The sequence below is a fragment of the Aeriscardovia aeriphila genome (assembly GCF_002259595.1).
Taxonomy (GTDB): Bacteria; Actinomycetota; Actinomycetes; order Actinomycetales; family Bifidobacteriaceae; genus Aeriscardovia; species Aeriscardovia aeriphila.
The window spans coordinates 833,817-856,066 of sequence record NZ_MWWU01000002.1; the positions used below are offsets into that span (position 1 = coordinate 833,817).

Sequence of the window (22,250 nt, forward strand, 5' to 3'; positions counted from 1 at the left end):
CTCGTATATTCAACAGCAACAAGCCGTATCTACGCCCGCCAACATCATCACCACACCAACCAAGCGCCAGAAAGCACGACGCAGGTGATGAGTTCAGGTATGAAAAAGGCTCCTTCACCGAAGCTTTCGAAGAAGGAGCCTGAAGCGCGCTGATAATCTTGAGAAACTCAGACGAGGAACAAGAAGATCAAGCCCAACAGTGGCAAGAAGCCCTGCTTCACAGCAGCGGCGCGCTTGTCAGGTGAAGTGAAGAAGAGCAGCAGCGAGGCGGCGAGCATGGAGCCCAAGCCAGCACCGATCAGTGCCACACCAGCAGGCTTGACGAAGAAGAACAACACCAAGCCAACGGCAGTAATCAAGCCCAAGAAGAGGTTGTAGAAGCCCAAGTTAAAGGCAATCTCTTTTGTAGACTGTGCCTCCTTGGCCGTATGGCCGAAGACCTTGGTAGCCTGCTTATCCCAAGAGAAAGCTTCCAAATACCAAATAAAAACACTCAGCAGAGCAGCCAAGCCGGAGAAAACAACCATAAGCCAGACCATGAGAACTCCTTACAGATACAACTCACATCGCACGAGCCACTTTAACGCTCTTTCTGCGTTAAAACTCTTTCTGCGTTAAAACTCTTTCCTCGCAAACAGCTTCGCGGAGACCAGATAAGAAACGTAATAAAGAGCCACGAAAATAATGGAGACTACGAGCATAATCCACCACAAATGCGTGACAATATAGCCCAAAACTGCCAATCCCTTATCGCCAACGAAGCCCATACCGACGCCACCGGCAATGCAGATGATGATGTACGGGATGATCGCCGCATACTGGCCCTTCTGGTAGCCCATGCCAAAGTAGATCGGCAGGGTAATCGAAAAGTCAAGAATGGCGAAGAGGATAGCGGTGAGAGCGCAGAAGAAGGACACTTTCGCATCGATCATTTTCAGCTCAGGATTACCAAAGCCCAGAAGGTCGGCACCCACAGAAATGAGGTAGCCGTAGACCAGGCCGACCAGAGTCGTCACCACCGCGAAAAGCAGTGAGGAAATATAACGGCCTCGCACCACGTCCTTGCGCGAAATGCCCAAAGTGACGTACCAGGCGTTCATATTCGTCTTTTCACCGTAGAGGAACGGCATGGTTGCAGCCGAGGTTCCGACGAGCACACCCATATAGGCACCAGCCAGCGAGCCGGCGGAAACGGCGATGAAGGCGCCGAGGACTAGCCAGAGGATGATGTATTTCCAGGAGAGCAACATCTTGTTGACCATCCAGTCGAGCCAGAGGATCTTCTTCATAGTGGTCTCCTTACTCACTTTTCTGGGGATAGAGTTGATGGTGTGGCCGAGGATGCGGCCAGGGATGCGGTCGGTGCAGTGGTTTTTCTCGTGGCACGCGAGAAGGACACCACAATGTCATCCAGCGATGCAGGGTGGGACGTGCACGAATCGGGAAGCTGCTGATAATCTAAAGCCTCACGAGCAATGAGAGCGTCAAAGCGACCAGCATGCTCATGCCAACCCACCAGCTGGGCTTTAAGCTGCTCGCTCACCTGAGCGGCCTCCCCTTCCACAGTCATGTACTTTGTCAGCAACTCGGCCTTGGTACCGGTGTAGAGAATTTCGCCGTCGCGAATGAAAGTGATGTCATCGGCGGTTTTCTCCAGGTCAGTGGTGATATGCGTCGAGTAGAAAACTGCATGATTGCCGTCGGAAACGAAATCTTCGAGCATTTCACCAATGTCGTCGCGAGCCAGAGGGTCTATACCTGAGGTTGGCTCGTCCATGATGAGCAGTTGAGCGTCATGGCTCAAAGCTGCGGCAATCTGCAGTTTGACAGACATACCGCGGGACAGCTCTTTCACCTTCTTGTTCTTGTCGAGGCCAAATTCGTTCAGGCGGGCGTAGAACGCTGCAGAATCCCAGTTGTCGTACACGTGTTTGCAGGCTGATTCCACTTCGGTGAGTTTCCATTCGCCCGAGTAGTACGGTGAGTCCATGACGACGCCGATTTTGCCGACGACATCAGGGCTATACGGCTTGCCGAAAAGCTCGATGCTTCCTGCTTGAGGGAAGACGATTCCCAGAATCATTTTGATAGTGGTTGTTTTACCGGCTCCGTTACGCCCCACGAAGCCCATGATGCGCCCGAAGTTGAGTTCAAAACTGACATCCTGCATGTGGAACTGGCCGTAGGTTTTTGCCAGTCCTTGCACCTTCAATGCTGCTGTTGCCTCCACCATCCACCTCCTTGTAGTTCATTTAGGCTCTATTCTTCCATACTTATGTTTCGTACGCCCAGGAAGGTAAAACTGACGGATTTGAGGCAGCGGGCGGGCGGCGGCGAGGCTGTGACAGCGCAGATAGGGCAACGCAGGCGAGTCAGCTGCAGCGCAGGCCTTAGCCTCACCCTCCCTGTGTGAAGCGACTCGGTTCGCGCTGATAGGTGGAGTATTCGTCTTTCGTGCGCGAGTAGCTGATCTCAACGTTCTTCTTTCCTCGCGTCAACGCAACATAGAACAAGCGGCGCTCTTCCTCAATGTTCTCCGTACCAAAAGGAATCATGCCGTCACTGGAGCCGATGATGAACACATAATCCCACTCCAAGCCTTTCGACGCATGAATCGTAGTGAGCGTGACCATCGGAGTGTTCAACGAGGTGATAGCACCCGAATCCACTCCCTTTTGAATGGCTTTGGCGAAGCTTTCCTTCGTTTCTCCCTGCCTATCAGCATGGCGAGAACGGTAGGCAATCAGCTTTTCATCCAATTCCTGTTGAATGACGGGAAGCTGAGCGTTAATGCGCGAAAGCACAGCAATATCATCCAAGGACACTCCCTTTTGAGCCAGCGCTTGAATGCTCGCAGCTACTTCCTGTGCTTCCCGCTTTTCTGTGGCGTAGGTTTTCATGAGCACCTTAGCGCCCGCACCTTTATTTGCTTTCAAGGTGACATACAGGTCAGGGTGTTCCGAATGAGATAGCACGCGGTTCGCATAGGAAATAATCGAACCGGTGGAGCGGTAGTCTGTGTCCAAACGAAGGTCAGCAGAAAGAGGGGCAAACTCCTCACCAAAATGGCGCAAATAATAGCTGGTCGCACCATTAAACGAGTAGATCGTTTGAGCAGGGTCCCCCACCACGCAAATATTGTGCTCCGGGGCCACCCACAAGCTGATCAGACGGTGCTGCAGTGGAGAAATATCCTGATACTCATCCACCGTGATCCAGCGCATAGAACGATGCACTGTTTGCCTCGCCTCTTCGCTCACACTCAGCAAATGAATGAGCAGGAGGAGAATATCGTTGAAATCAAAGGCGCGCTGATGTGCCTTGCGCCTCTCAAACGCGCGAATCACTTGAGCCATCTGTGCGTAAGAGAGCCCAGCTGGGTGCGGGCGATTTTCCTGTGCGGCAATAGTTTCATAGACTTCGGGCGTGAGAAGGCTTACCACTGACCAGTCGATTTCAGCGCGAATATCGTTGATCTCTCGCTTTGTCAACTCAGACTGCAGCTTCACCACCTCTTCCACTGAAGGGACGATGAAGCGCGAGGTTTTCGTGTCGAGGTCGGGAAACGGTTCTTCCACAAACTCCGTCCACAGTTCTCGCAACTGCTGCAACGCCAGAGAATGAATAGTAGAAACGTGCACGCGAGTCACTCCCAAGCCTCGCAAACGCTCGCGCATCTCCTGAGCAGCCTTCCGCGAGAACGTCACCGCATAGGTGAGGTCCTCTTGCCATGCTCCGATAGCGCAGGCATAGGCGATACGGCGAGTAATCGTCCGCGTTTTACCCGCGCCCGCAACGGCAAGAATGCGCACTGGACCCGAAATTTGGGTGGCAGCCTTGCGCTGAAACTCATCCAAACCATCCAGGATGGCCTCAGCTCGCTTCAAACCAGACATTGCACGCTCCTTCTCGCCCTTTGCCTCCTAGCCTAGCGTGCCCGGACAATCGAACAAGATTATTCGACACATGTGGATAACTTTCGTGCTGATAATCTTGAGCCGCACGAAAGCGAGAAGGAAACTGATCGGATTGCGCGTCAAATTGCTCAGAAGCACGCCAAAAAGAATGTAAGCCAGTAGAGTGGAAGTGTGAAGATTCTGCCTGCCTACTATGTTTCCGCTCTGGCCAGCGCCGCCGCGCCGAAACTGGCGATTACTGCGGTGACGCCGCTCGAGCGCGCTGCCCGCTCCAATGATGCGGAGGGCATTGCCATTGCAACGATCCACGACGCTCGCGGTGAGGAATTTGACGTGTCCGCAGCGACGGGAGATGCCAGCAATGCCACCCTCAAAGAGCGTTTCCAAGCAGGCCAAGCCGTAGCGAAAACGTCCCAGCGCAGCAAGCTCGACTTTTCCCTCGAGCTGCCGTATGTGTATAAGGAGATCCCGCTGCACGAGCAGGGTTCTGAGTTTCGCGCGGTGATGATCGCGGCGCATAACGTTGGTCATACCTCGTATTTGACGGCGTTGAGCAACGCGCAGGCAACGGCTTTGGGCTGGGCAATCGCGAGAATCCACCAGCTCGACGCGAATTATTTGTTGAGTGCTGACTCACAAGCTTATTCGGGCTCAATCGTCCGCGCGCAACTCGCACAATGGTTGCGAGCCTTGCAATCTCGCCAGCTCGTGGCTCCGGCAATCATGCACTCCTGGCAGCAGCTTCTCGACATGGAGCACGTGTGGAAGTATGCGCCGGCGGTCACGCATGGCGATTACGAGTCGGCTGATATTTTGTTTACTTCTTCTGACGCGGTGAGCGCGATTCTCAACTGGGAGCACTACCAGGTGGGCGATCCGGCTCGCGATTTTGCGTGGCTGACCGACCCGATTATCCCTGGCTCCTTGCGCGACCGCGTGTTGACGAGTTATGCGCAGGCGATGGACGCTCGTATGGACGGTTCGATTATGCCGCGCGCTCGTTTGTGGCGGCAGATGGGTTTGGTCAGCGACTTACTGGCTGGGCTTGACCAAGCTGATCGTAACCGTGTTGCTGCTGCTCGTCAGGCGTTGGATGCTGAGGCTCAGGCTTTGGCTCCTGAGGTTGAGGCGGTGGCTCCGCACCGCTCGTCGCAGGCTGCTTCAGCTGATTCTGGGGTTTCTAGGGCTGATGGAACTTCCCGGGCCTCTGATGTTCAAGGCGCTGCTGGTGGCCAAGGTGTTTCTGGTGGTCAGGGTTCTCCGGATGCTCACGGCTCTTCAACGGCTCCAGATTATCAGCACAATGTCAATCAGGATGCCGATGATTCGACCCGCTCGGGCGAAATCCCAGATCACTCTTCGGTGAACTTCTCCGCTGTTTTTGGCAGTGCATCTGAGGATGATTCGCCTTCCTCGGCAAGCCAGCCGTCGGCTCGGATCAGCCTCGACGAAAAAGGTGGGCTCGAGCGTTCTGGCTCGTGGGCACCTGACGTCACTTCCGCGAGCTCAGAGGCTTCTGCTGATGGCAGCTCGGCCAATACGTCCGACAGAACTGATGCCAACGTGGCGTCATCACCTGCTCAGAGCAAAGAGAGCAGTGATAATCTTGCGTCCTACCGAGCGGTGAGTTTGGGCTACGACCAGCAGCAAGTGGTTGCCAGCGACCCCACCCCGAGCTCTCCTGCTTCCGTCAATGTTGCTGATGCGGTGAGCCAGGTGATCAACCGTGTCACCGGCTCGAACACCCAAGAAAGCTTGGGAAATGACGCCGAGCCGAGCACCGTCGCCTTTGACGCGCAAGCAGTTGCTCAGGGCCGTGCGAAAGCGCAGAATTATCCGATTCACATTCGCGATAATTCAGGCGTGTCGGAACGTCCCCGCGATCACAGGTGAGCGCACGCCTTTGGTAGCGCACGCCTTTGGTAGCGTAAGCCAGCCAACCTCATAGCTCGCAGGCCAAGCGCGTCGACTGTCGAGCTGCTCGCTGAGAGGTGAAATTACAGTCGAAAGCAGCGAAATCGCGGCCTGCTGGCACCGAGCGATTAGAATAAACTCCTATACTCCGTTTTGAAAGAAGGATTTATGGACGTCGAACTGGGAATGATGCACTGCCCTCACCCTGTCACTTTTTCCACTGATTCCAGTGCTGAGGAAGTGAACGCCGCTCTGGTCGAGGCTCAGATGAAGGGATCCGTGGCCGATCTCGTTGATGACAAGGGCCGTCACATTTTGGTAAACGGCGCTGCTCTGGGTTACGCCATCGTCGGTTCGCAAACCCGCCGCCCGGTTGGCTTCGGCTCGTTGGAGTAAAGCTCAGCCTTTACTTATTTTCAGCGCTCCAGATTATCAGGATGCTTATGCCATTCGTACTGATAATCTGGAGCGTTTTTGTTACTCCACCACCGGCAACACGCCGCGCGTCACAATAGCCTGCAGAGTTTGCGGGTCGGTGAGATTCTCCCCCAACAGGTTGGGCTTACCGTGAGGCCCATGCCAATCCGAACCGCCCGTGGCCAACAATCCCAAGCGAGAGGCGAGTTTGAGCAGGCGCACCCGTTGCTCAGGCGAATTCTCGCGATGCCACACTTCCAGCGCATCCAAACCCAGATCGGCAAAATGGCGGATATCCTGGTCGCTCAAAATTTCCTTGTTGCGCGCAAAAGAGCCAGCATGGGCAATCGCGACAACGCCTCCCGCATCCTTGACGATGGTAATCACCTCATCGACTTGCGGGGAGATCACCGGCAGGTAAAACTCCGACTTGCTCGACACCGGGCCTAAGAAAGCCTCGGAACGGGTAGCAAACAAGCCTTTCGCCACCAAGGTGTCGGCAATATGCGGCCTGCCGATCGTCGTCTGAGCGGTGCCACCAGCCTGCTTGAGTACATCCTCCCAGGTGATGGGGTATTTTTTGCCCATCATTTCCACCATTTTCTTGGTGCGACGCACGCGGTTAATGCGAGTAGTGCGAAACAGTTCAGCCAGCGCTTCATTCGTGGGATCGTACAACCAGGCGAGCATATGCACGGAGGTGTGTCCCCATTCTGCGGTGATTTCCGTTCCGCGAATCAGAGGCATGTTCAGCTCGCGAGCGCGCTTTTCGGCTTCGCTCCAGCCTTGTGCAGAATCGTGATCGGTGAGCGCAATGCCTGCAATCCCAGCGTTCTTCGCCAGCTCGATCGCCTCACTGGGTGTGCACTGGCCGTCGGAAAACACAGTATGAGTGTGCAAATCCCAACCTTGGGAGTGCTCAGGCGACTCATGCCAAGCGAGGGCTGCGCGCACATGCGTACCAAGCTGACCTGCGCCAAGTTCGGCGCGAAGGCCGCCAGTTGCATCGCCGCGCTCGCCACGGAGCTGACCGTCACCCTCGCCGCCGACTTCGCCGTCAACGTGGCCGTGCAAAAGCGCGCGCTCCGCCTCGCTCATGCCGCCAGAATAGTCAGGCAGCATATCCGGCTGAGAGTCAGCTGAGAGATGGCGCTTTTCGCTGGTTTCGAAATCCGATTTCACGCTTCTATGCTAACCCAGACGCCTGCTAGTATAGAGGCATGGAAGAAACTGAGACTACCCACACTCTCGACCTCGATGCCGCATTCTCGTGGATGAAAGGCTGGAGACATTCATCCACGTGGCTCTACCTGGTGATGCTGATCAGCTCAGCAGTTGCCTTGTTCTCCTCGTTCGTGCTTTCTGCTGACACGCTCTACATCGCCCGCCATCCCAATGCGCGCTTGAGTTGTGACATTTCCGGCGTGATCTCTTGCACTCAGGTCGCACAAAGCTGGCAGGCCGAGCTGTTGCATTTTGGCAATCTCAGCATTCCTAACGCTTTCTTGGGAATTGCAGCAGAGTCGGTCTTTGTCACGATGGCCGTCATTGGTCTGACGAAAATGGTGCAACCTCGTTGGTTGGTTTTCTGCACGTGGTTAGGTGGAGCGGCAGCTTTGTGCTATTCGCTGTGGCTGTCCTCGCAGTCGGTTTTCGTCATCGGCGCGCTCTGCCCCTGGTGCATGACGCTGCTCTTCTCCACACTCATACAGTTCATGGCCTTAAGCCACGCGACAGTCACGGTTCAGCATCTGCCTCACCGCGGCTTCCTCTCGGGCTACTACCGGCCGAACCTTGACCTCATGGTCGACATTTTGGTGGTACTCGCCCTGGTTGCCGTCGTTCTCATTCACTACGGGCCTCGCCTTTTCGCTTAAGCTTGCTCAGTTTGTATACTTTAAGATTTTCACCGCGCTGAAACAGAAACGGCACTGCAACAAAACAGCACTGCAACAAAACAGCACTGCAACAAAACAGCACTGCAACAGAAAGCGGCTCACTCCTGAGGAGTGAGCCGCTTTCTTTACCTTGCAGGCAGTTGAAGTGAGGGCCGCAGCGAGGTGGGCTACTCAGCGAGTGGCCCGCCTCGAGCCGCGACATCAGCCGCGCTGATAATCTTTATTCGTCCTCGTCCTTACGAACCGACACCTGCAACTGAGTGGCAGACGGATCATCAGGAGTGCCGACCTCGAGGTGGTTAGCCAAGGTCTCCGCACAAATGAGCTTGGCAAACTGCTGAACCGCTGCGATACCCAGAGTGTCGGTGTGAGGAACGCCCAAGCGCAACCAAATGCGATCGGAAACTTGCAAGTGAGCTTCCTTACGAGCGTCCTGAACGGCACGAATCGTATCGCGAGCCCAACCTTCCTGCTCGAGCTCAGGCGTCAAGGCCGTGTCGAGAAGGACGAAGCCACCATTAGCCAACTGAGCCGAAACGGTCTCCTTGGCCAGCGCCTCATCCTTTTCCTCCACCTTGTTGGTCAGCGTGTACTCGGCAGGCTCCAGCGCAATAGCCCCATCAGGGCCGTCCACACTCACCACACCGGTTGCAGGGTCCTGATGCCAAGCGCCCGTCTTCGAACCGCGAATAGCGAACTGGACGAGCTTGCCCAAACGAGGGCCAGCAACGCGCGCATTCACACTCAACTGGTGCACCAGGCGCAGGCCATGCTGGTCAGCGTCCTGAGCAGAACTGAGCTCAACAGCCTTCACATCCAGCTGGTTTTCCAACAGCTCGCGGTACAGCTCAACTTCGTCGACGTTCTCGGTGACCACGGTCAGGCGAGCCAGAGGCTGGCGAACGCGAATCTTCGACGCCTTGCGCAGCGAAAGCGCAGTGGAGACGATATCGCGAACAGTGCCCATCGCTTCGACGAGCTCAGGGTCGTCCACCAGAAGCTTGCCCAACGCGGTGTCAGGCCCATCAGGGTTGGAAGAATCCTTACCCGATGGTGCGTCGAGAGGCTCGGTGACGTATGGCCAGTTGGCCAGATGCACGGACTCGCCACCCGTCAGGCCGCGCCAGATTTGCTCCGCTTCCATGGGAAGCAGTGGGGCGACGGCGCGAGTGAATGCCTCGAGAACCGTATACAGAACATCGAAGGCGTGCGTATCCTCATCCCAGAAGCGCTCTCGAGAGTTACGAATATACCAGTTCGTCAGCGTGTCGATGAAGGCCAAAGCCTCGTCACACGCATCGGAAATAGCGAGCGTGTCGAGGTCCTTTTGCATGGCCAGAATCGTGCGGCGCAAACGGGCGAGCAGGTAACGGTCCATCTGCGGCAGGCTGGCCACCTCGTCGGCGGCAATCGGTTTGGCAACATAGCCCTTGCCGTTGTTGGCAGCGTTGGCGTAGACGGTGAAGAAGTAGTAGCTCGACCACAATGGCAGCAGCACTTGGCGAACCGTATCCTTGATGGCCTTTTCGGTCACAATAAGATTTCCACCGCGCAGAATCGGCGAGCTCATCAAGAACCAGCGCATGGCGTCAGAACCGTACGTGTTGAATACGCCGTTGACGTCCGGATAGTTGTGAAGATGCTTACTCATCTTCTCGCCATCGTCACCCAGCACAATACCGTGGCACACCACATTCTTGAAGGCAGGCTTGCCAAACAGGGCGGTGCTCATCACGGTGAGCAGGTAGAACCAGCCGCGAGTCTGGCCCACGTATTCGACCACAAAGTCGGATGGGAAGTGGGTTTCGAACCATTCCTTGTTTTCGAAGGGGTAATGCTTCTGAGCGAAAGGCATGGAACCAGAGTCGAACCACACGTCGAGAACATCAGGAATGCGATGCATCATCGACTTGCCTGTTGGATCATCCGGGTTTGGACGAGTCAACTCATCAATCCATGGACGGTGCAGGTTCACTTCACCCTTGTCGTCGACTGGGTAGCGGCCAAAGTCGCGCTTGAGCTCTTCCAAGGAACCATACACGTCGATGCGCGGGTGGGCAGGATCATCGGAAACCCACACAGGAATAGGGCTACCCCAGTAGCGATTGCGGGTGATGGACCAGTCGCGAGCATTGGCAAGCCACTTGCCGAACTGACCGTGCTTGACGTTTTCTGGGATCCAGTTGATCTGCTCGTTGACGTCGAGGAGCTGATCCTTGATCTTGGTGACGGCGACGAACCAGGAGGTCACTGGCTTGTAGACCAGTGGGGTGCCGCAACGCCAGCAGCGTGGGTAGGAATGAACCATGGACTTGCTTTGCACGAGCAGTGCACGCTGGTCTTCAGGAACGCTTGCCACGATGCCGGTGTTGTGACGAAGGTCGCGCAAGATCGGTGTATTCGCGTCGAAGACTTGCGAGCCCTGATAATCTGGGACCAGCGAGGTGAAGCGTGTCGCATCATCTGTCACATCGGTGACGTGGATGTTGTGCGCTTTCAACGTGTTCATATCGTCTTCACCGTAAGGAGCCTGGTGAACCAAACCAGTACCTTCTTCGGTGTCGACGTAATCGGCAGCGTACACAGTGTAAGCGTTCTCGCCTGGCTGAGCGCCTGCCTGCTTGGCCAGTTCGGTCTCGAGGTATGGCATGGCCGGGTAGTAGCGGCGGCCCACGAGTTCGGAACCCTTGAGAGTGCGAAGAACCTGATAATCTTCACCCAATTCCTTAGTGAAGTCAGCGACGCGAGCCTGAGCGAAGTAGAGCTTCTTGCCAGCAAATTCGCCGGAAACAGGCTGGACTTCGACGTAATCGATGTCGTTACCCACCACGACGGCCATGTTGGATGGCACGGTCCATGGGGTGGTCGTCCAATAGACGAGGTAGGCGTCTTCATCGCGCAAACGCACGCCCAGGACGACGGTTGCCGTCTGCTCGTCGGTGTACACGTCGCCGTCCATGCGCAGCTCGTGTGCTGAGAGCGGGGTTTCATCCTTCGGGCAGTATGGCAGAACGCGGTTGCCTTCGTAGATGAGGCCCTTGTCGTACAGCTGCTTGAAGGCCCAGATGACGGATTCCATGTAGCCAACGTTCATCGTCTTGTAGCCGCCGTCGAAATCAACCCAGCGAGCCTGGCGGTGAACGTATTCTTTCCATTCGCCGGAGTACTTCATCACGGAGCGACGGCATGCGTCGTTGAAGGCTGCCAAACCGAGCTTGTCGATCTGGTCTTTGTTGGTAAAGCCCAGCTCTTTTTGAGCCTCCAATTCTGCTGGCAAGCCGTGAGTATCCCAGCCGAAGACGCGCTCCACGCGACGGCCTTTCATGGTTTGGTAGCGTGGGATGACGTCTTTGGTGTAGCCGGTCAGAAGGTGACCGTAGTGTGGCAGGCCATTGGCGAATGGCGGGCCGTCGAAGAACACGTACTCATTGTGGGCTTTTTGACCAGATGGGTTGATTTTCAGTGACTTTTCGAAGGTCTGGTCTTTGTCCCAGTAGCTGATGACCTTTTCTTCCGCTTGTGGGAAGTTTGGGCTTGGATTAACGCTACGGCTTTCACCTTCCACAACAGCCTTGGGGTAAACTCCCTGCTGTTCCTGCTTCGGTGTGCTCATAGGCCTCCCTCTACGCTGGATATTCCTCATATTCCAACGCGAGGACGCTTCTCCCCTTGTGGTGAGCGCGCGGTACCACCTCGCTTGCTGCTCGGCTTGGCTTGGCCTTGCTTTTGCTTGCCTTGCCTGTGCAGCCTCTCTTGTTGGCTATGTCGGGCCTTCCCGCTGGTTCTACTAGGCGGCTCGCTCAAGATTATCAGTGCGCTTTCTCCTTCTGCTTCGCAGCAGGAGCAGCAGCTTGCATCTTGGTCGGGCGCTGTTCTTCCAGAAGACTCCCCGGTGATGGCGGATCTTCGTCTGTGCGCTTCATTTTACTGAGCCACTGTGACGAGTGCACGCCGTTTCGCTCCCTTCGCAACTGAGGCTGTCTGCGCGCGACTGCGTCTCGGGCGTGCGTGGCACCCGGGCGGGCGCACCACCGCGCGGGAGCCCTCTCACTCGCTGTGCTCGATGTCGAAGTAGATTGCGTTCACACTGTCGTGCAGCGTGTTGTACGGTTGCAGTTCTCGCACTTCGCCACCGGCCAAGCCAGTGAGTTCAAAGCGCGGAATCGATCTTGCACCGCTCCCCTGTTGTGCCGACTGCTGTACCGCTTCCGCCGGCTGTGCCATTTGCTGGGCCACTGGCTTCATATGCTGATCAACCTGCTTAACCCACTGCTCAACCGGCTCGTCGACGGTAAGTTTCGCCCGTTGAGCCGTCTGCGCGTCATATGTAGCCACTCGCACAAGGATTCCACCGTACTGATAGTTCGCCTTCGGGTCGCTGTCACTCAGCGCTTCGCCCAGAACGTCGGGGCCGTATTGGAAGGCAACCCATGCCGGGTTATCTTCGTGACTGATTGCTTTCGCTGCTCGTTCATAGTTGAGCACGAGAGTTTCACCTGCTTCAATGTGCACGTGCACCCAGCTTTCGCGTGGGGCGAGTACGAGGTCATCATCGAGTGAGTAGACCACCATGGATGTCGCCCAATCAGGTACGCGCAGTTTCAATGACAAGTTCGTACCTGCAGGCGCGTCGAGGGTGAGCCGGATGGTGCCGTCCTGGCTGAGCTGGTCCTTCTGGGTGAGAGTCATGGTGCTGCTAATCTGGAGCGTCGAGGTGAGAGCGCGAGCAAGGTACACGCTGTCCCCGTCGCTGAAATAGGCTGCTTGCCCCAGAAGCGTCCAGTTTTCGAGGCCGGTTCCTTGGCAGCACCAGAATTCGCCGCGTGCCGGGCCGTAGACTTTCGCGTAGCCGGCGCGCATGGGTTGGAAGTAGGTGACCATGCCGGTGTGCGGATCGCGAGAGCCCAGGATCGCGTTGCGGTGGAGCACTTCGGCGCGGTTGGCGTAACTCGCTTCACCGCTCAAGCTCATCAGCAGGTAGCTCAAGCGCAGCAGATTGTGTGCGCAGCAGGTTTCGCAGGTGGAGGGGTTACGATACCCGCCGTCCTCGTCGCCCGACTGGTTGGCTGCGGCCCACATGTGGTCAAGCTCGTGGAAATGTTCGGCTTGGCTGGGAACCCCGATGGCGTAGGCGTAGGGACCGGTGGCGAGCTGCCAGAAGTTGCGCGCCGCGGCGAAATACACGCCGAACACGAGGCTTGCATCCTCATCACTGACCGGCGTGAGATTATCAGCACGGTAAATCTCGCGAGCCTTCTCATCCAGTTGCTTCATGTCGTAGCGCGGCAGCTGGTCGAGTGCGATGTGAAGCTTCGCTGCATGCTCGCGAATGTCGTCGGCAATGCCGTCCATGCTCTGGCTGTTGCGGGCGAACACTTCGAGGGCTCGTGCTGCTCCGATGAGTTTGGGGATTGTGGTGTTGACGTGCAAACCGGGCAGGCAGTCTTCCCCAGCTGCGAGGCGGATGAACAGGTCGAGTTCGTCGAAGAGATGCGCGGTGCGGGCGGCGAGTAGTTCTGCGTGCTGGGCGGAAAGCTCTGGCGCCTGCAAACTACTCTGTTCTGGCGTCTGCAAACCATGCTGCTCGAGTTCTTCTTCCGTACTCACCGCACGAGCGTCGGCCTGAACCTGGCTGTCAGTTTCCCCGCGCTTCCTTTCGGCGAGCGCCAGATTGTACAGCGCTTCATTCATTCCGCCGTATTCGGTGTCCAGCAGGGCAACATCCGGGTTTCGCGCATTCCACGTGCTGATGAATTGCGCAAAATCACGGGCAGTGCGCAGAGCAACCTCAGCCACCTTTTCGCTGTTGTTGTGTACTCCATAGGCTTCAAAATCCACGGAGGACAGGTCGATCAGGCCTTGCAACACTTTGTGCAGATTGTAGAAAGGCACCATCACACCATCAGCACCGCCAGGCAGCGCTGCCACAGGGTAAGCCGGCAAATAACCAGCATCTTCAGGGTTTGCTGCAGCGAAGGCGAGCTGGGTTTCGCGAAGCCCCAGCACTGCGCTTGCCGCCTTCTGCGCAAGTTCGTGACGCTGGGAATCATTGATGTTACTTGAGTGCAGGGCGTGCTCGCAGGCGCGCATCCAGTGGCCAAAATAGTGGCCGGTAAAACGCAGAGGCTTCTCTTTGCGCCCTTCTTCTGAGCTAATGGCTTGCAGGTCACCCGTTTTTTCGCGTAGCTCTTGGTCGGCTGGGTATTCAGCATCGTCAGGGTTGTCCTCAGCCAGGCTTCCTGCTTCCCAGCCTCCGTAGGTGGTCAGACCCTTAGTGTCGAGGCCTGCGTTGCGGCGGAATTCGACGAGGAAACGTTCGGGGTCGAAGCTCAGAAGGTAGTCCACCTGCATCGTGAAGGCTTGCGCTAAATTCTCATCATCAACCTGGGCGGTCAGGCCCTGAAGAGGCTGTTGGAAGTGAGAGAAGGATGGAAACGCTTCATTGCGCTTCTCGTTGTCGTCAGTATGCACCATTGCTCTGCTCTTTCACTGTGTTTGGTTAGAGATTATCAGAAACATTGAAACGTTTTACAACCACCCTTGTGGCAACATAAGGCAACTTCATCACTTTGCTTCTGCAGGGTGTGTTGCCTGCCAGTAGAACTCGACAAGGAGGTTCATATACCTCTTCACAATGGGATCAATGTCATAGAACAATTCATGTCGCGCACCTGGGAAAAAGAACGCTTTAAACGCAAGGCCAAGCTCGTGAGCTTTCTGCGCTACCTTTTTCTGCGCGGGAACATCCACATAAGCATCCTTTCCTGCGGTCATGAGCAAAACAGGGATTTTCACCTTGGCGAGCTCTTGCGTACTGGTAATCTGGGCGTCCATATTCAGAGCTTGGTCCACCCAACCCCATGTTGGGTTCAAGGTATGCTCCACCAGCTTGCTCTTGCGCACCTCGCGGAAATTGTGCTGGCGGGCAGCAGAACGCGAACCACGGTCTTTACCTTCACGCACGTTTTCCTCTTCCTGAGCCATGGCCGAGTCAAACTCTCGCTTACCTAGGGCAGGCTCCTCAGCCTTTCCAGCCGCGACATATCGACGCGCAAGCCAGTGCGTAACACTCGTGGGAACACCTGTTCGAGGCAAGTACATCGGAGAGGAGAAAACAGCTGCACTGAACAGATTGGGGTATTCTTCCACCACTCCCGTTGCAATTGCGCCGCCCATGGAGTGGCCCCACACGCACAGTGGCGCGCGCAGGTGGTGCATTTCATACGCATGCAAGCAACTTTGTGCAAAGTCAGAAATATAGCAGTGCCAATCTCTGATGTGCACTGAGGTAAGGTCCGAAGTTTCTCGAAGCGAGTAGCCATGGCCGCGGTGTTCGACAACGATCACGTCAATGCCGGCACTGAGCATATACCACGCAAATTCAGGGTATTTATCGGCGCAAGAGGTAAAGCCTGGGGAAATGGCCAGCACTGCCCACGAAGGACCCTGCCATACCTGCTGCTGCCCAATCGCTTGTTCAAAGCTGTGCTGATGCTTGTGGGTTAAGGCTTGGAAATCACTAACACAGTATGTCACCGTGTGAAGAGAGGTTTCACTCGGTTTATCCTCATCGCTGGGCACATGATTATCAGGTATATTGCTGTCATCCGTAGACGAGGTGACGCGAGTCCAGTCATGGTGAGCGATACTCGCCATGAGAGAGCGAATAAGTGGGAGGCGGTCAGGTACCTGAGCCTCTGTGAGAGGAATAATCTGTGGAATTTCAGTGCTACCCATAGTTTGATTCTTGCACAAGCTCAGAGCTTGCGCCTTGCGCTTTTTCTCCGCGTTTCTCGCCTACCGAAAAATGGCGTAACTGTGTCAGGACCCACAAAATTGCGTAGGAATTTTATTTTCCATGGTTTTCTTGGGGCTGATAATCTCAGTAATTGCAACGAAAAGAAACTTATCCACAATTTTTCTGAGCCTCTTGATTCTGTCGACTCTCACCGCCAAGCTGGAAACATGATGAACATGAACTCTGAAGAGCCACCTTTGCAGCCTGACCCGAGTAGCTCGGTCTCTCGCCAAGTCGTGCCTCGCGCGGCAATGACGAGCCCGGAGCACCCATGGCCTGTCACCATGGCGTCCTGGACGTTCTCTCAAGCAATCAGCACTTGGCCAAGTTTTTGGCTGGAAGGCCAGATTCAAGAGATCAACGCCCGTCGTGCTGGCTCCACCTACATCACATTGGCCGACTCCCAAGTGTCCAACACCACCTTGGAAGTTGTGGCTTTTGGCGCTACCTCTGCTCAGGCAGCCCAGTTCCATCAAGGTGATCGCGTTCTCATTCACGGCAAGCCCAACCTCTATCAGCGCTTCACTAAGCTGAGCTTTCTCGCCCAGGAAATTCGCCGTATTGGTCAGGGTGACTTGAAGCAGCAGATCGAAGAGTTGAGGAAAAAGCTGAAGGGTGAAGGCCTTTTCGACGCCGATCGTAAGCTTGCTTTGCCTGAGTTTCCACACCATATTGGCCTGATTTGCGCTCCTCAAGCTCGCGCTGAGGGTGACGTGAAGCGCAATGCGATGCTTCGTTGGCCGACGATCCAGATTACTTCAGAATATGTTCATGTTCAGGGTGAATCCTGCCCTCCTGATGTAATCGCTGCCGTCAAGAAGCTCGACGCTGACCCCGATATTGACGTAATTATCATCGCCCGTGGCGGCGGCGCTTTTGCTGACCTCGTTGGTTTCTCCGATGAGGGTGTTGTTCGCGCGGTGAGCGAATGCTCTACTCCCGTGGTCTCGGCTATTGGCCATGAGGATGATTGGACGCTGCTCGACCTCGTTGCTGATTTGCGCGCTTCTACCCCAACTGATGCGGCGAAGCGTGTTGTTCCTGATGTTCATGAGCAGCTTGAGTTGATTGACCAGTTGCGTTTCACGTTGCAGTCTGACTTGCAGTCTTTGGTGACGAGCCAGTTGCAGTTGATGCATGGTTATTTGACGAACCCACATCTGACGCATCCGATGAGCATGTTGGAGCCTTACTCTCAGCAGCTTGAAAGATTGTCAGAACGGTTGAATGCCTCCCTGCATCAATATGTCGATAGCGAGACGAATGCTATTACGCGCTCTCAGGCGACACTGACTGCACTGTCTCCACAGAAGACGCTGGACCGTGGCTATTCCATCATTCGTGATGAGGATGGCCACGTGCTGAGTGATGCTTCACAGCTCAGTTCTGGTCAGTTGCTCGCGCTGCTTTTGCGTCACGGTAGTGCAACAGCACGTGTGGAAAACGTTCACGATTAACACTGCGAACGAGTCAAATTTGCAGTTGAGATTGTGGGAATTGTTGTAATTAAGGAGAACACTATGGCAGATGAGAATAAGAAGAACAGCATGCTCGACGGTTTGAGCGAGGAGCAGAAGGCTGAAATTGAGAACATGAGCTATGAAGAGGCTCGTGACAAGCTCGCCCAAATCGTACAAAGCCTTGACCAAGGTGGTCAAACTTTGGAGAGCTCGACTAAGGCGTGGCAGTATGGTGTCGCTTTGGCTCAGCATGCGCAGGCCTTGCTGCAAAAGGTTGCTGAGCAGTTGGCCGCAGTGGAGGAATCGCAGCGCGCTGCAGGTGAGTCTGCTGGTACGCAGGATAACTTGGCTAACTTCTGAGTTTTCTGTACTGGACGCTTAGTTGAGTTCTGCTGTACTCTGCGCTCAACTGAACTGTGGCACACTGTTCGCGCAACTGAGTTCTGCGCTTACATGCGCGTAGCCTGCTTGGCCATGGCGAGGAACGCATCCACACTCGCATGTAGAGAATACTTCTCTCGTGCCAGCTGAGCATAGCGCGCAGAATACTCAGCGCGCTCGTTTGGGTGCTCGTACCACCAGTCGATCTGCTGGGCAAGCTGCTTTGCATTCCCCGCAGCAAACAGTGAACGCTGATGCAGGGAAAACTGAGATGCAGCAGAAAGTTCAGAGTCAGAGATAACCGGCACCACACCGCAGGCGAGAGCTTCCAACACGGAGAGTGATTCCAGCTCGACCAGTGCAGGGTGGACGAAAAGGTCAGCACCGTTGAGCGCGCGTTGTAAAGCTCGAGAACTCAAATAACTGATAGTGAAATTCTCCAGCTTCTCCGTGCGAGCTAGAGCGCGAAGATGATGATACTTCGGCCCTGTTCCACACATCTGGACGGAGATATGTGCGCGGTGTTTGCACAGGGCAAGTGCGCGCAGGAAGGTGTCGTAATCCTTCTCCCCTGCTAAGCGTCCTGAAGTGATAATCTTCATCATCCGCACAGTCAATGCGTGCTGCTGAGGTGGCTCAGCCTGTTGCTGAACCACCTCAGTTTGAACTTCAGCTTCCGCCTTCTCTTTCGCGCTATCAGGAGCCAGAACTTCAGTGAAGCGAGGGTTCACACCGTTAGAAAATACATGAATTCTGTTGGTATAGCCATGTTCCACCAGCTGAGTCTTGCCCATGCGGCTGGGAACATGGATATCGCTCACCCAGCGATACATCTGCTTCCAAAACAGGGTATATAGCCAGTTACTCGTCAGCCTTCTTAACCACGGAATCTTTCCCACCAAACCCGCAGAATACAACACGTTTTGCGGCATCAAGTGAAAACCAGCAGTCACAGGAATATGACGAGAGCGAGCCATGCGCACTGCTAATCTTTCGAGGCTAAAAGGCAGATACACGTGCACAAGGTCCGCGCCATCTAAAGCACGAGCCAGCACAGCCTTATCAGCATGAGCAAGACGCATGCGCTGTTTATGTGCCAAGAAGCTGACCAGAGGAATTCGCTGCTCGCGCACCGAGAATTCCGGCGCACCAATGCCCACGAGGCGAACCTCAAACCCGCGTCGCTGCAACTCTTCAGCAAACTGGCGAGCAGAATTCGAGGTTCCATTGCCATGGTCGTTCACATCGTCACACACGAGAACGATGGTTTTCACCCGATCACACCCCCGTTTTTCTCCTATTTTCCTCCTCCACTGTACCCGCGAGATGCCTCTCACACGCAACCAGCACGCATTAGACAGCAGAGCAGAGCACAATAGAAGCAATTTCTTATGAACCGCTACAGTTATTGGAGTTATTGCAATATGTAAGCGCGAAACGCCCAAGGAACAGCCTGGTTTCAGCGATTTACTTAATTTTCAGAATAATATCGGCGAAAACCACACGAACCCCGCTTCTCGGGTATATTCTGAAATCGCATTCACTGACGAATCAGACGTAAACCACAGTGCATCAGAACTGAATCACATGAGAATAAATCTGATCAGAACCAGCAGATAAGGGAACACCATGGTTGTGAGCTTCACCTACCCTCTCGGTAAACGAGTCGACTACTCACGTAAACTTGTTGCCGCAACACTCTTCTCCGACCACATGGTGCTGCAACAAAACACAGAGATTCGCGTCTTCGGCTGGGCCAATGACGGCTGGGATGTTCAAGCTTGCCTCTCAGGTGAAGGCGTCGATGTTACCGCTCACGCCATCGTCGACCCACGCGGTAGGTTCACTGTCACCCTTCCCCCGCTCGACGCGTGTGGCCCGCTCACACTCACTCTCAGTAGCGAGCAGTGCGAGGAAAAGTACGAGTTTCACGATGTGTGGGTCGGTGAGGTCTGGGTTGCAGCCGGCCAGTCGAATATGGAGTTCCGCCTCAAGGACAGCACGGGTGGAAAAGAACTGTGTGATAATCCTGAGCCAGACTGGGAGAATATTCGCTACTTCGCTACTCCGGAAATCGGATGGTTCGACCCGCAGTTTGCTCAGCGGGAGAAGAACAACACCTGGCAGCCGGTGAACAAGGAGAGTATCAGCGGCGACCTTTCGGCTGTCGGCTTCCATATGGCTCGCGTTCTGCACGAAAAGCTCGGTATCGCCGTCGGCCTGCTGGAATGCTATGTGGGCGGCTCGTCGGCAAGCAGCTGGATTAGCACAGCGCGGCTCAAGGAGGACCCTCGCGGTCAGCGCTACATTGACGAGTACGCTGAGCAGATGATCGGCGTTACCAGCGAAAGCTGGATCAAGAAGACTGCCGAATGGCAAAAGGGTTTCGACCAGTGGAATGCGGATGTCGCTCAGCTCAAGGAGCAAGAACCAGGCGTGTCGATGGAGCGCATCACCGAGAAGTTTGGTCCGTGCCCGTGGCCTCCTCCTGCTGGCCCATACTCTAAGTATCGTCCTGGCGGAACCGTGGAGAGTATGCTCGAGCGAATCGCCGGCTACCCTGCCCGTGGCGTGCTGTGGTACCAGGGTTCTGCTGATGAGAACCGTTCTGAGGATTACCGTTGGCTGCTCACCGAGCTCATCACCTCCTGGCGCGAGCTGTGGCAGAGCAATGATATGGCGTGGATCATCGGCCAGCTTCCTCGCTTCGTTGACATTGACGAATGGCGTAAGCCTCGCAACCCGAGCACGTGGAGCCGCTTGCGCGCGGCCCAGATGAATATTGGTCAGGATTTCGACTTCACCGAGTCTGACCTGTCCAGCGAACTGACCAGTAATCTATCCGACGAACTGACCGGTAACTTTTCCGACGACCTGACGGGAAACCTCTCCGATGAGCCGCAGTCGCGCTTCGCCGCGCTCTACTCGGAGCATGAGGAAAAGCCAGCTGTTCACCTGAGCAACGTTTACTGCTCAGTCAATCTCGACCAGGGCGAGTTCAACAATTTGCACCCTCTCGACAAGTGTCCTGTGGGCGAGCGCATGGCTGGTGTTGCGCTCACTCGCGTGTATAGCTTGCCTCAATTCTCCTCGTACGGTCCGCGCGTGGTGAGTGTTATCTCGGGTCAATCCGCTCAGATTGGTGCAAACCCGGAGTTGTTGGCAATGGCACGTTCGCAAACCTCTGACCTTGCCTCTTCGCTGATCGTTGTGTTCTCGCAGCCGGTTCATTTCGACCATTATTCTGACGAGGCTGCTTTCGAGCCTCAACCTCTGTTTGAGGATGCTGCGAAGTTTGCAAACACGGAGATGTCACGTAAACCATCGGATTCTGGTTTTGAAGTCGCTGGTGAGGATGGCATTTTCTACCCGGCACAAGCTGAGATTTTCACTGCCGACCACAACCTTTCTGTTGCCGTGCGTTCTGCTCTGTGTGCTCGGCCCATAGCTGTTCGCTACGGTTTCCGTAACTGGGGTCCAGCACCTCTGTTTGATGAGAAGCTCTCACCGGCAGCTCCGTTCTCGACTCTGCTCGATGCACGTTTTCGCGTGTTGTAATCAGGTTTGCTAGTTGCGAGGAGAGGGAACTGTTCTGCGCTCTGTTCAGTGGCTGTCCTGGGCTTCTGAGCGGAGAGTAGGTGGTTTGTTCTCCTTGCTGCTAGCGAAGTGATGAATGAGGACGCGAGAAACTCGTACATTCCTCGCGTCCTCATTTGCGCTACACTAAGTGAGTGCGCCCCGGTAGCTCAGTGGATAGAGCAGTGGACTTCTAATCCTCGTGTCGGGAGTTCGATTCTCCCTCGGGGCACGTAAAAACGTTGGAAAATAACAACGATCTACGGTTCTTGTACCATCCTTGTTTGACTTGTTCCGCGATGTTCTCGTGGGAAAGCCTGGTTTCTCTGGTCTCCTGGCAATCGATTACGCGCCTGGCGTCTATTCCGATGAGCTCCCCGCCTGCGGCTGGGTCAAAGAGAACTAATCACGGCGATCGGTGACACGGAGCTACTAGTCACTACGGCAAAGCTTTTCTCCCTTCATCGCAGCTCTGTGAATTATCTGGTTTTCAGCTTTGACGAATGTGAAAGGGCTCTAAAATGAGACACTATTATTTTGCCGGCGATTGTCGATATAACACCTATCTTATTGATCCTCTTTCTATGACTTTCAATGGCGATGACCCCCGAGTGCGGGTCTTCTCATCCAAAAAAGCGAGAGACACATATGTGAAAGGGCCGTCTGAAGCCTGTGCGCTCCCGGCGCGGATAGCTCACACATGGATAGACGCCTATACATGGGAGTACGCGCACACGGTGGACGATTATCTGCGCCGATACCCGCAAAACGATTTACGCTGCCTGTGATTTTCGTCGCATGGTGCCCGGCCATTGGTGGGGCACCATGTTGCGGAAACATCTCGCAACTGTTAAAACCGTAATAAGCAAAAGAGCACACAATTATGACG

16 protein-coding genes and 1 tRNA gene are annotated in these 22,250 nt (G+C 55.2%); 8 read left to right on the forward strand and 9 right to left on the reverse strand.

From position 1 onward, the window contains the following. Positions 1-167: 167 nt before the first annotated feature. From AEAE_RS04540 to AEAE_RS04555, 4 genes are all read right to left on the reverse strand, one after another. A complete protein-coding gene (locus tag AEAE_RS04540) occupies positions 168-539 on the reverse strand; it encodes a DUF1304 domain-containing protein (RefSeq protein ID WP_094689923.1) in 372 nt (123 codons plus the stop codon). 75 nt (positions 540-614) lie between these two features. Further along, complete coding sequence (locus AEAE_RS04545) at positions 615-1,289, reverse strand: ABC-2 transporter permease (RefSeq protein WP_094689924.1); 675 nt, start codon at positions 1,287-1,289, stop codon at positions 615-617. A gap of 14 nt (positions 1,290-1,303) precedes the next feature. Further along, on the reverse strand, positions 1,304-2,233 hold the full coding sequence (locus AEAE_RS04550) for an ABC transporter ATP-binding protein (RefSeq protein ID WP_094689925.1): 930 nt from the start codon (positions 2,231-2,233) through the stop codon (positions 1,304-1,306). A gap of 163 nt (positions 2,234-2,396) precedes the next feature. Beyond that, positions 2,397-3,896 carry an ATP-dependent helicase gene (locus AEAE_RS04555; RefSeq protein ID WP_094689926.1) on the reverse strand — a complete coding sequence of 500 codons (1,500 nt, stop codon included), beginning with the start codon at positions 3,894-3,896 and terminating at the stop codon, positions 2,397-2,399. 192 nt (positions 3,897-4,088) lie between these two features. Here AEAE_RS04555 and AEAE_RS04560 point away from each other — a divergent pair, with 192 nt between their 5' ends. Then, a complete protein-coding gene (locus tag AEAE_RS04560; RefSeq protein ID WP_094689927.1) occupies positions 4,089-5,810 on the forward strand; it encodes a phosphotransferase in 1,722 nt (573 codons plus the stop codon). 189 nt (positions 5,811-5,999) lie between these two features. Next, entirely contained in the window at positions 6,000-6,227 is a 228-nt protein-coding gene (locus AEAE_RS04565) for a DUF3107 domain-containing protein (RefSeq protein ID WP_094689928.1), read from the forward strand. A gap of 81 nt (positions 6,228-6,308) precedes the next feature. Here the strand turns inward: AEAE_RS04565 and AEAE_RS04570 are convergent, their stop codons facing one another. Further along, on the reverse strand, positions 6,309-7,202 hold the full coding sequence (locus AEAE_RS04570) for a PHP domain-containing protein (protein ID WP_244569647.1): 894 nt from the start codon (positions 7,200-7,202) through the stop codon (positions 6,309-6,311). A 266-nt stretch (positions 7,203-7,468) separates the two neighbouring features. Here AEAE_RS04570 and AEAE_RS04575 point away from each other — a divergent pair, with 266 nt between their 5' ends. Continuing rightward, on the forward strand, positions 7,469-8,125 hold the full coding sequence (locus AEAE_RS04575) for a vitamin K epoxide reductase family protein (RefSeq protein WP_094689929.1): 657 nt from the start codon (positions 7,469-7,471) through the stop codon (positions 8,123-8,125). Positions 8,126-8,366: 241 nt separating this feature from the next. Here AEAE_RS04575 and ileS read toward each other — a convergent pair whose 3' ends face one another. The 3 genes from ileS to AEAE_RS04590 all read right to left on the reverse strand — a co-directional run bounded on the left by ileS (position 8,367) and on the right by AEAE_RS04590 (position 15,883). Further along, positions 8,367-11,759: an isoleucine--tRNA ligase gene (gene ileS / locus AEAE_RS04580; protein WP_094689930.1), complete on the reverse strand. Its 3,393-nt coding sequence runs from the start codon at positions 11,757-11,759 to the stop codon at positions 8,367-8,369. 434 nt (positions 11,760-12,193) lie between these two features. Beyond that, the gene (locus tag AEAE_RS04585) at positions 12,194-14,620 is read right to left on the reverse strand and encodes a beta-L-arabinofuranosidase domain-containing protein (protein ID WP_094689931.1); all 2,427 of its coding nucleotides are present in this window, start codon (positions 14,618-14,620) and stop codon (positions 12,194-12,196) included. 90 nt (positions 14,621-14,710) lie between these two features. Continuing rightward, positions 14,711-15,883, reverse strand: a complete 1,173-nt coding sequence (locus AEAE_RS04590; protein ID WP_094689932.1) for an alpha/beta fold hydrolase — start codon at positions 15,881-15,883, stop codon at positions 14,711-14,713. 228 nt (positions 15,884-16,111) lie between these two features. Between AEAE_RS04590 and xseA the strand changes: the two genes are divergently transcribed. Together xseA and xseB are read left to right on the forward strand one after the other, a co-directional pair. Then, entirely contained in the window at positions 16,112-17,401 is a 1,290-nt protein-coding gene (gene xseA, locus AEAE_RS04595; protein WP_244569616.1) for an exodeoxyribonuclease VII large subunit, read from the forward strand. Positions 17,402-17,464: 63 nt separating this feature from the next. Further along, complete coding sequence (gene xseB / locus AEAE_RS04600) at positions 17,465-17,764, forward strand: exodeoxyribonuclease VII small subunit (protein ID WP_094689933.1); 300 nt, start codon at positions 17,465-17,467, stop codon at positions 17,762-17,764. 89 nt (positions 17,765-17,853) lie between these two features. Here the strand turns inward: xseB and AEAE_RS04605 are convergent, their stop codons facing one another. Then, positions 17,854-19,059 (reverse strand): glycosyltransferase, encoded by a 1,206-nt coding sequence (locus tag AEAE_RS04605; protein WP_148139963.1) that lies wholly within the window; start codon positions 19,057-19,059, stop codon positions 17,854-17,856. A gap of 355 nt (positions 19,060-19,414) precedes the next feature. Between AEAE_RS04605 and AEAE_RS04610 the strand changes: the two genes are divergently transcribed. From AEAE_RS04610 to AEAE_RS07000, 3 genes are all read left to right on the forward strand, one after another. Next, positions 19,415-21,343 carry a sialate O-acetylesterase gene (locus AEAE_RS04610; RefSeq protein ID WP_094689935.1) on the forward strand — a complete coding sequence of 643 codons (1,929 nt, stop codon included), beginning with the start codon at positions 19,415-19,417 and terminating at the stop codon, positions 21,341-21,343. Between the two features lie 177 nt (positions 21,344-21,520). After that, positions 21,521-21,593, forward strand: a tRNA-Arg gene (locus tag AEAE_RS04615). A gap of 48 nt (positions 21,594-21,641) precedes the next feature. After that, positions 21,642-21,767: a hypothetical protein gene (locus AEAE_RS07000; RefSeq protein WP_275542015.1), complete on the forward strand. Its 126-nt coding sequence runs from the start codon at positions 21,642-21,644 to the stop codon at positions 21,765-21,767. Positions 21,768-22,250 lie beyond the last annotated feature (483 nt).

Coding starts and splice junctions, on each gene's coding strand:
- AEAE_RS04540 (WP_094689923.1), bottom strand. CDS start 539: ATGGTCTGGCTTATGGTTGTTTTCTCCGGCTTGGCTGCTCTGCTGAGT.
- xseA (WP_244569616.1), top strand. CDS start 16,112: ATGATGAACATGAACTCTGAAGAGCCACCTTTGCAGCCTGACCCGAGT.
- AEAE_RS04550 (WP_094689925.1), bottom strand. CDS start 2,233: ATGGTGGAGGCAACAGCAGCATTGAAGGTGCAAGGACTGGCAAAAACC.
- AEAE_RS04575 (WP_094689929.1), top strand. CDS start 7,469: ATGGAAGAAACTGAGACTACCCACACTCTCGACCTCGATGCCGCATTC.
- AEAE_RS04545 (WP_094689924.1), bottom strand. CDS start 1,289: ATGAAGAAGATCCTCTGGCTCGACTGGATGGTCAACAAGATGTTGCTC.
- xseB (WP_094689933.1), top strand. CDS start 17,465: ATGGCAGATGAGAATAAGAAGAACAGCATGCTCGACGGTTTGAGCGAG.
- AEAE_RS04565 (WP_094689928.1), top strand. CDS start 6,000: ATGGACGTCGAACTGGGAATGATGCACTGCCCTCACCCTGTCACTTTT.
- ileS (WP_094689930.1), bottom strand. CDS start 11,759: ATGAGCACACCGAAGCAGGAACAGCAGGGAGTTTACCCCAAGGCTGTT.
- AEAE_RS04585 (WP_094689931.1), bottom strand. CDS start 14,620: ATGGTGCATACTGACGACAACGAGAAGCGCAATGAAGCGTTTCCATCC.
- AEAE_RS04555 (WP_094689926.1), bottom strand. CDS start 3,896: ATGTCTGGTTTGAAGCGAGCTGAGGCCATCCTGGATGGTTTGGATGAG.
- AEAE_RS04590 (WP_094689932.1), bottom strand. CDS start 15,883: ATGGGTAGCACTGAAATTCCACAGATTATTCCTCTCACAGAGGCTCAG.
- AEAE_RS04610 (WP_094689935.1), top strand. CDS start 19,415: ATGGTTGTGAGCTTCACCTACCCTCTCGGTAAACGAGTCGACTACTCA.